This is a genomic window from Enterococcus sp. HMSC072F02 (genome assembly GCF_001837725.1).
Taxonomy (GTDB): Bacteria; Bacillota; Bacilli; order Lactobacillales; family Enterococcaceae; genus Enterococcus_B; species Enterococcus_B lactis.
In genome coordinates this window covers 24,928-31,928 of sequence record NZ_KV833947.1, presented here as the reverse complement: position 1 = coordinate 31,928, position 7,001 = coordinate 24,928, and the positions used below count along the sequence as shown (strand labels likewise).

Genomic DNA, 7,001 nt, shown 5'->3' with positions numbered 1-7,001 from the left:
ACTCAGGTCAAACCGCTGATTTCACAACCTCTAATTCACGGCATTCCTCTTTTAATAAAGTTCTAGATATTGTTCTCTTTCCCACTCGGAAACAGTTTGTCTGAATGCCGCCCATTCGAGACGTTTTGCTTCAACAAAATTTGAGAAGATATGTTGTCCTAATGCATCAATCATTACATTATCCTTACGTAATTCCTTGATAGCATTATGGATAGTTGAAGGTAAGTCTTGGATATGTGCAGCTTCTCTTTCTTCCTCATCCATGACATAAATGTTACGGTCAACAGCGGCTGGCGGTGTGATCTGATTACGGATACCGTCTAGTCCTGCTTGCAATAATACTGCCATTGCCAAGTATGGGTTTGCAGATGGATCAACTGAACGCAATTCCAGACGTGTGGACAAACCGCGAGATTCTGGTACACGTACTAATGGCGAACGATTACGACCGCTCCATGCGACATAAACAGGCGCTTCATAACCTGGAACGAGACGTTTATAAGAATTGACTGTTGGATTGCAAACGGCTGTATAGGCACGAGCATGTTTCAGCAAACCGCCTAAGAAATGATACGCTGTTTCACTTAGTTCCAATTCACCGTCTTTATCATAGAAGACATTTCCTTCATCATTGAATAAAGACATATTGCAATGCATACCAGAACCATTGATTCCAAATAACGGTTTCGGCATGAAAGTTGCGTGAAGTCCGTGCTTGCGTGCAATCGTTTTGACAACGAGCTTGAAGGTTTGGATATTATCACAAGCATCTACTACATCCGCATATTTAAAGTCAATTTCATGCTGTCCTGGCGCTACTTCATGATGTGAAGCTTCTACTTCAAAGCCTAAGCTTTCTAATTCCAACACGATGTCACGGCGGCAATTTTCACCTAAATCTGTTGGTGCAAAATCAAAATAACCACCTTTATCATTCAAGGTCGTTGTGATCCCACCGTCTTCGTCTAATTTAAATAAGAAAAATTCTGGTTCAGGTCCTAAATTGAAAGAGGTAAAACCAAGGTCGCGCATGTCTTTCAATGCTCGTTTCAAATTCCCACGAGGATCACCGGCAAATGGTGTCCCATCTGGATTATAGATATCACAAATTAAACGAGCAACTTTTCCATGAGCACTTTCCCATGGGAAGATCATCCAAGTGGAGAGATCTGGATACAAATACATATCGCTTTCTTCAATTCGAACAAATCCTTCAATCGAAGAACCGTCAAACATCATTTTGTTTTCTAACACTTTGTCGATCTGGCTCACTGGAACTTCTACATTTTTAATCGTACCTAAGATGTCTGTGAACATCAATCGTAAAAATCGTACATTTTCTTCCTCAATGATTCGTTTGATCTCTTCACCTGTTATCTGTTTCTTTACCATGGTATCCCTCTTCCTTTTTTAATTTATTCAGTCAAAGAATTGTCTTTGCAATCCTTGCGACTGATAATGACCTGTTTTGCTTAACCCACCTTGCGCCAAAATCTCATCACGAAAAATTTGTCGAACGTCATGATCTGTCAACGGCTTCTTGCTTTTTGCTTCTTGTTTTTTCGCCTGTGCCATTTCGTATACACGTTTGATCCCAGCCATGTTTAACCCGTCTGAAAGATAATCTTTGATCTCAAGCAGCATATCGATATCATTCAACGAATACATGCGGCGATTTCCTTCACTTCGTTCCGGATGAACTAAATCTTGTTCTTCATAGTAGCGAATTTGCCGAGCAGATAAATCAGTCAGCTTCATAACTGTACCAATTGGAAATACGGACATAGATCGGCGCAATTCCTTTTCTCCCATCAGACGTCCCCTTTCGTTTTATAAGTTGGCTAAAGTGTACCAATTAAAAAAAATATTGTCAACTGCATATGTTAGGTTTTCTAACATGAGACCTCTATTTTTTTATAAAATAACAAAAAACATGAACGCAAAAAAAGGTATCTAGTTGATTTTCGTACCAGATACCTTTTACTTTCATTGTACTATGCTATTCTTTCTCAGTGATTTTTATTGTAAAAAAACAAAATTTTATTTGCTTTTTCTCAACCATTTTGAATCATTTTTTGCAAAGCCTCTCACTTCATACTCGTTTGATTCTTCCATGTAGGCTTCGTCCAAAACCATCGTTTGTCTTCTCAACTCACTTAATTTCTGTCCTTCATTGCTTGGCACAGACAGTGTATAAGGTGTCATCAGTTCCATCAGTTGACGCTTGATTGCTTCGATCAATGCCGTCTTCCCTTCTTTCGTTTGAGCAGAAATCAAGACATTAGGGAATAATGTGGGCGTAAACATCGCTGGATCAATCTGGTCTGCCTTATTGTAAACAGTCAGTATCGGCATTTCTTTCATATTCAATTCATCCATCAATTTTAGTACAGTCTGCTCCTGTAAAATGCGATCTGGAGAACTGGCATCGACTACATGCAACAAAAGATCCATATTCTGACTTTCTTCTAGCGTAGAATGGAAAGCATCGATCAGTTGCGTAGGCAGATCTTGGATGAACCCGACGGTATCTGTTACTGTAATCTCAAATCCTTCAGCAAAACGCCATCTTTTAGTCAATGGATCTAACGTTGCAAACAACTGATCTTTTGAATAAGTATCCGCTTGTGTCAATAAATTCAAGATGGTTGATTTTCCAGCATTCGTGTAGCCTATAAGACCAATCTGAAAAATCTCACTGTTTTTTCTTTTTTGACGATTGCGCTCTCGATGGGCTTCTACTTCTTTCAATTCTTTCTTAACAGCAAAAATTTTATTCCGTATATGTCGGCGGTCTGTTTCTAACTTTGTTTCACCTGGTCCTCTTGTTCCAATCCCACCACCAAGACGAGACAATGTTTTCCCTTGCCCCACTAAACGAGGCAGAAGATATTCTAACTGAGCAAGTTCAACTTGCAGCTTTCCTTCTTTCGAACGAGCACGCATCGCAAAAATATCTAGGATCAGCTGTACTCGATCAATCACCGGAAGGCCAACAGCATCCGTAATCAGTTGACTCTGTCTCGGAGTCAGTTCATGATTAAAGATGATCAAATCTGCTTCATGCGCATCTGCTTTTTGAACTAATTCTTGTAATTTCCCTTTCCCGATAATCGTTTGCCGATCTACTTGTGGTCTCTTCTGTGTAATTGTGAATACGACTTCTCCTGATGCGGTGTTCGTCAGCTGAACTAGCTCTTCCATTGACTCTGAAAAGTAACGCTGGTTTGCTTCGGTTTCTACCCCTACGATGATTACTTTTTCTTCCATTTTATTCCGCCTCCAGCCATTTTTTGATTGTTTGCTCAATCTGACTTTTTTGATTTGGCTCACTTATAAGATCAAACCACTGTGCATCCAAACGGTTCCGAAACCACGTTAACTGACGTTTCGCGTATCTTCTCGAATGTAGTTTGACTTGTTCTGTTGCTTCTTCCAATGTTTCTTTCCCTTCAAAATAAGGAAAAAATTCTTTATATCCAATCCCTTGACTGGCTTGGACTTCTCCAAGCTCATATACCTTACGTGCTTCTGCTACCAAGCCTTCTGCTAGCATCAAATCGACTCTGTGATTGATTCGATCATACAGGATATCACGCTTCGTATCTAACCCAATCATGAGGTAATCATATAATCGCTTTGGCTCTTCTTTAGGTGCCGTGATACTATGCCCTGTCGTCTCCAAAACTTCCAGAGCTCTTATCACTTTGCGTTGATTGTTCCAGTGGATTTTCTCAGCAGCTGCCGGATCTTTTTCTTTCAACTGATTCCATAACGCTTGGGAACCAATTGTCTCGGCTAACGTTTCATACTTTTTTCTAATCTCAGGATTCGCTTCTTCTGTCGCCCCTAACTGGTAATCGTATAGAAGAGATTGGATATACAGACCCGTGCCACCAGCTATGATAGGTAGATGCTCTCGGTTCGCAATCTCAGTAATCAATTGTCGACCTGAACGCTGAAAATCAGCGGCTGAGTAATGTTGAGTAGGTTCGATCACATCAATCAAATGATGCGGAACATCATTCATCTCTTCTTCTTTGATTTTTGCTGTACCGATATCCAGATTTTTATAGATTTGCAATGAATCACCGCTGATGATCTCTCCTCTAAATAGTTGTGCGAGTTCCACACTTAGCGCTGTTTTACCGACTGCTGTCGGACCGACGATCACTAATACTTTTTCCATATTTTACCTACTTTTCGTTGATTGTTTCCACCGAAGAGCTTTCTCCGGAAAATCAGTTATTATTCCATCTATTTTGAGTTCTTGACATTTGGCCATTTCTTCTTCATCATTGATCGTCCATGCACGAATTGCTTTTGGAAAATCAGCTGCCTGGACAGGATGTTCGAACAACCAAGTATTTTTTGGATGTACTCCTTCTATATAAGGGGTTTCTGCTGCTAGTTGGATCTTTTTATCAGAAGTACTCATCAATAAGTCCAGCTGTATCTCTGGTTCCAATAACGCGATTTTTTCCAAAGAAGCCAAATGAAAGCTGCAATATGCATGTTGAAAAGGCCAATCTCTGCTTTTTAATGTTTCGGCTAATTTTTCTTCGATACCGGGATATTCATACTGATCAGTTTTAATTTCGATCATTAGCATCCCTCGGTAATTTTTTTGGAGAAGCAGTCCTAAAACTTCTTTCAATTCAGGGACTTTAGCTGCTGGAAATTCTTTGCTGAATTTGCCTCCTGCATTCAATTTTTTGAGTTCTTCCAATGTTTTTTCTCGAATCAGCCCTTTACCGTTAGTCGTCCGATCCACTTCTTCATCATGCATAACGATCAAATAACCATCTTTGCTTAGATGAACATCTAGTTCGATACCATCTGCACCCACTCGTACAGCTTCTGCAAATGCAGGAAGCGTATTTTCTGGGTGGGTACCGCTGCTTCCGCGATGAGCATAGATTTGTAACATCTTTCTTCACTCCGTTCAATTCTATTGTATCATTAAGAAAAAAAGAAAGCATTGCCACGCTCTCATGTGCAACGGCAATACTTCAAAATATCAGCTCCAAACATCATCTTTCGAGAAGAAACCAATCGGCTGGCGCGTCATAGTCTTCAACTGTGCTTTTTTTTCATTGATCATTTCAGTCAAACTATCCGTAAAATTCTCTAAAATCACGCGTCCGCCTTTATAAGCATATCCACCAATCTTCATTGTTTCATCTGGAGATAAAATCACTTTTCGATGGGAGATGTTCTTAAACAGCTCGTCTAAAATATAATTTGGCAGATAAAAACTATTCTGCGCTGAAAATGATTGGAGATATGCAAAATCGTCAATCGTGATATAACAATCATCGAATGCATCAAAGCTGACATATTCTTCCATCAGCGTCGTCCGTTTTTGCAAGATCTCGTTGATCTTTTTATTTAATTGGTTCAGCGTCTCGATTTCTTTGACTTTCAATTCCAATTCACGTCTACGCTGTTCTTTATTTTCCAAGTGACGCATTTGCAGTATCATGCCGATATAGACAACTACAGCACCCGTCAACACGCCGATAAGACCGGTAATACCAACTATCAATCTGTTGTTCCTCCTTGTTTTGCTTCTCTGCTTATCATACCATAAAGCAGGTTTATGCGACTAATTTGCCTAAGTTTTTTATTTGACCTTTTTTGACCAAAAATGTATACTACTTTTTAGGTATTAGAAACTAAATTATGGTACACTATTTCTAAACGAAACCAAGGAGGAACTCTATTATGAATTTAATTCCTACAGTCATTGAACAATCATCACGAGGCGAAAGAGCTTATGATATCTACTCACGTTTATTGAAAGACCGTATCATCATGTTAAGCGGCCAAGTAACTGATGATCTTGCTAATTCGATCATCGCCCAATTGCTTTTCTTAGATGCTCAAGATTCTGAAAAAGATATCTATCTTTATATCAATTCTCCTGGTGGTTCAGTTACAGCAGGTATGGCTATCTACGATACAATGAACTTTGTCAAAGCTGATGTCCAAACAATCGTTATGGGTATGGCTGCTTCAATGGGAAGCTTCTTGCTGACAGCTGGTACAAAAGGGAAACGATTTGCTTTACCAAATGCTGAGATTATGATCCATCAACCTCTTGGCGGCGCTCAAGGTCAAGCAACCGAAATCGAAATTGCGGCACGTCATATTTTACAAACACGCGAACGCTTAAACAAAATTTTAGCTGAACGCACTGGCCAACCGCTTGAAGTGATTGAAAAAGATACAGACCGTGACAACTATATGACAGCTGAACAAGCAAAAGCATATGGATTGATTGATGAAGTCATGGAAAACAGTTCTTCATTAAATTAATCTTTTTCAAAGGAAGCTTTTTAAGCCTTCTTATCTAAACCACATAAAAAAGGATGGCCAGCTCAAACTGACCATCCTTTTTTGATTTTTATGGATGCTACTGCCTATCTTTGCTCCTTGAATTTTCCTTGCGCATGCATCCGACCTATTTCGACATAATGCTGGATGTTTTCTTTGTTTTTTTGGATTTCTTCTTTTGTTAAAGGTCGGATCACTTTAGCTGGGCGACCAAACGCCAAAACATTAGGAGGAATAACTTTTCCTTCTGTTACTAATGATCCAGCACCAATCAAACTATTCTCACCAATAACCGCATGATTCAATATCGTGGTTCCCATCCCGATCAGCGCCCCTTTTTCGATTGTACAGCCATGTAGCATGCACTGATGTCCTACCGTCACATTCTCCGCAATATCCACAGGTGCATCATGATCGACATGGACGATTGTACCATCTTGGATATTCGTTCTTTGTCCTACTTTTATCCAATTACTGTCCCCGCGTAAAACTGCTTGATACCAGATCGTCACATCTTCTGACAATGTCACGTCACCAATCACTGTAGCATTTGATGCTATAAACCGTTCCATCTCTATTTTCTCCTTTCGTTTTTTGTAGAAACTAATCCTATTGAATAAATGTATCATAGCATATATTTATTTTATAAGAAAAAAACAGGT

General features: G+C 39.5%; 8 protein-coding genes. 1 reads left to right on the top strand and 7 read right to left on the bottom strand.

The features are described 5' to 3' along the window. Nucleotides 1–51 precede the first annotated feature (51 nt). The 6 genes from glnA to HMPREF2731_RS06035 form a co-directional block, all read right to left on the bottom strand. A complete protein-coding gene (gene glnA / locus HMPREF2731_RS06060) occupies nucleotides 52–1,392 on the bottom strand; it encodes a type I glutamate--ammonia ligase (protein WP_002287001.1) in 1,341 nt (446 codons plus the stop codon). Nucleotides 1,393–1,419: 27 nt separating this feature from the next. Next, the gene (locus HMPREF2731_RS06055) at nucleotides 1,420–1,812 is read right to left on the bottom strand and encodes a MerR family transcriptional regulator (RefSeq protein WP_002290339.1); all 393 of its coding nucleotides are present in this window, start codon (nucleotides 1,810–1,812) and stop codon (nucleotides 1,420–1,422) included. Between the two features lie 228 nt (nucleotides 1,813–2,040). Further along, entirely contained in the window at nucleotides 2,041–3,270 is a 1,230-nt protein-coding gene (gene hflX, locus HMPREF2731_RS06050; RefSeq protein WP_002310225.1) for a GTPase HflX, read from the bottom strand. Between the two features lies 1 nt (nucleotide 3,271). Then, nucleotides 3,272–4,189, bottom strand: a complete 918-nt coding sequence (gene miaA / locus HMPREF2731_RS06045; RefSeq protein WP_002310224.1) for a tRNA (adenosine(37)-N6)-dimethylallyltransferase MiaA — start codon at nucleotides 4,187–4,189, stop codon at nucleotides 3,272–3,274. 3 nt (nucleotides 4,190–4,192) lie between these two features. After that, nucleotides 4,193–4,930: a glycerophosphodiester phosphodiesterase gene (locus HMPREF2731_RS06040; RefSeq protein WP_002290344.1), complete on the bottom strand. Its 738-nt coding sequence runs from the start codon at nucleotides 4,928–4,930 to the stop codon at nucleotides 4,193–4,195. Nucleotides 4,931–5,020: 90 nt separating this feature from the next. Next, on the bottom strand, nucleotides 5,021–5,548 hold the full coding sequence (locus HMPREF2731_RS06035; protein WP_002289403.1) for a CAP domain-containing protein: 528 nt from the start codon (nucleotides 5,546–5,548) through the stop codon (nucleotides 5,021–5,023). Nucleotides 5,549–5,727: 179 nt separating this feature from the next. Here HMPREF2731_RS06035 and clpP point away from each other — a divergent pair, with 179 nt between their 5' ends. Beyond that, nucleotides 5,728–6,321 (top strand): ATP-dependent Clp endopeptidase proteolytic subunit ClpP, encoded by a 594-nt coding sequence (gene clpP, locus HMPREF2731_RS06030; RefSeq protein ID WP_002289402.1) that lies wholly within the window; start codon nucleotides 5,728–5,730, stop codon nucleotides 6,319–6,321. 104 nt (nucleotides 6,322–6,425) lie between these two features. Here clpP and HMPREF2731_RS06025 read toward each other — a convergent pair whose 3' ends face one another. After that, on the bottom strand, nucleotides 6,426–6,911 hold the full coding sequence (locus HMPREF2731_RS06025) for a gamma carbonic anhydrase family protein (protein WP_002310223.1): 486 nt from the start codon (nucleotides 6,909–6,911) through the stop codon (nucleotides 6,426–6,428). Nucleotides 6,912–7,001 lie beyond the last annotated feature (90 nt).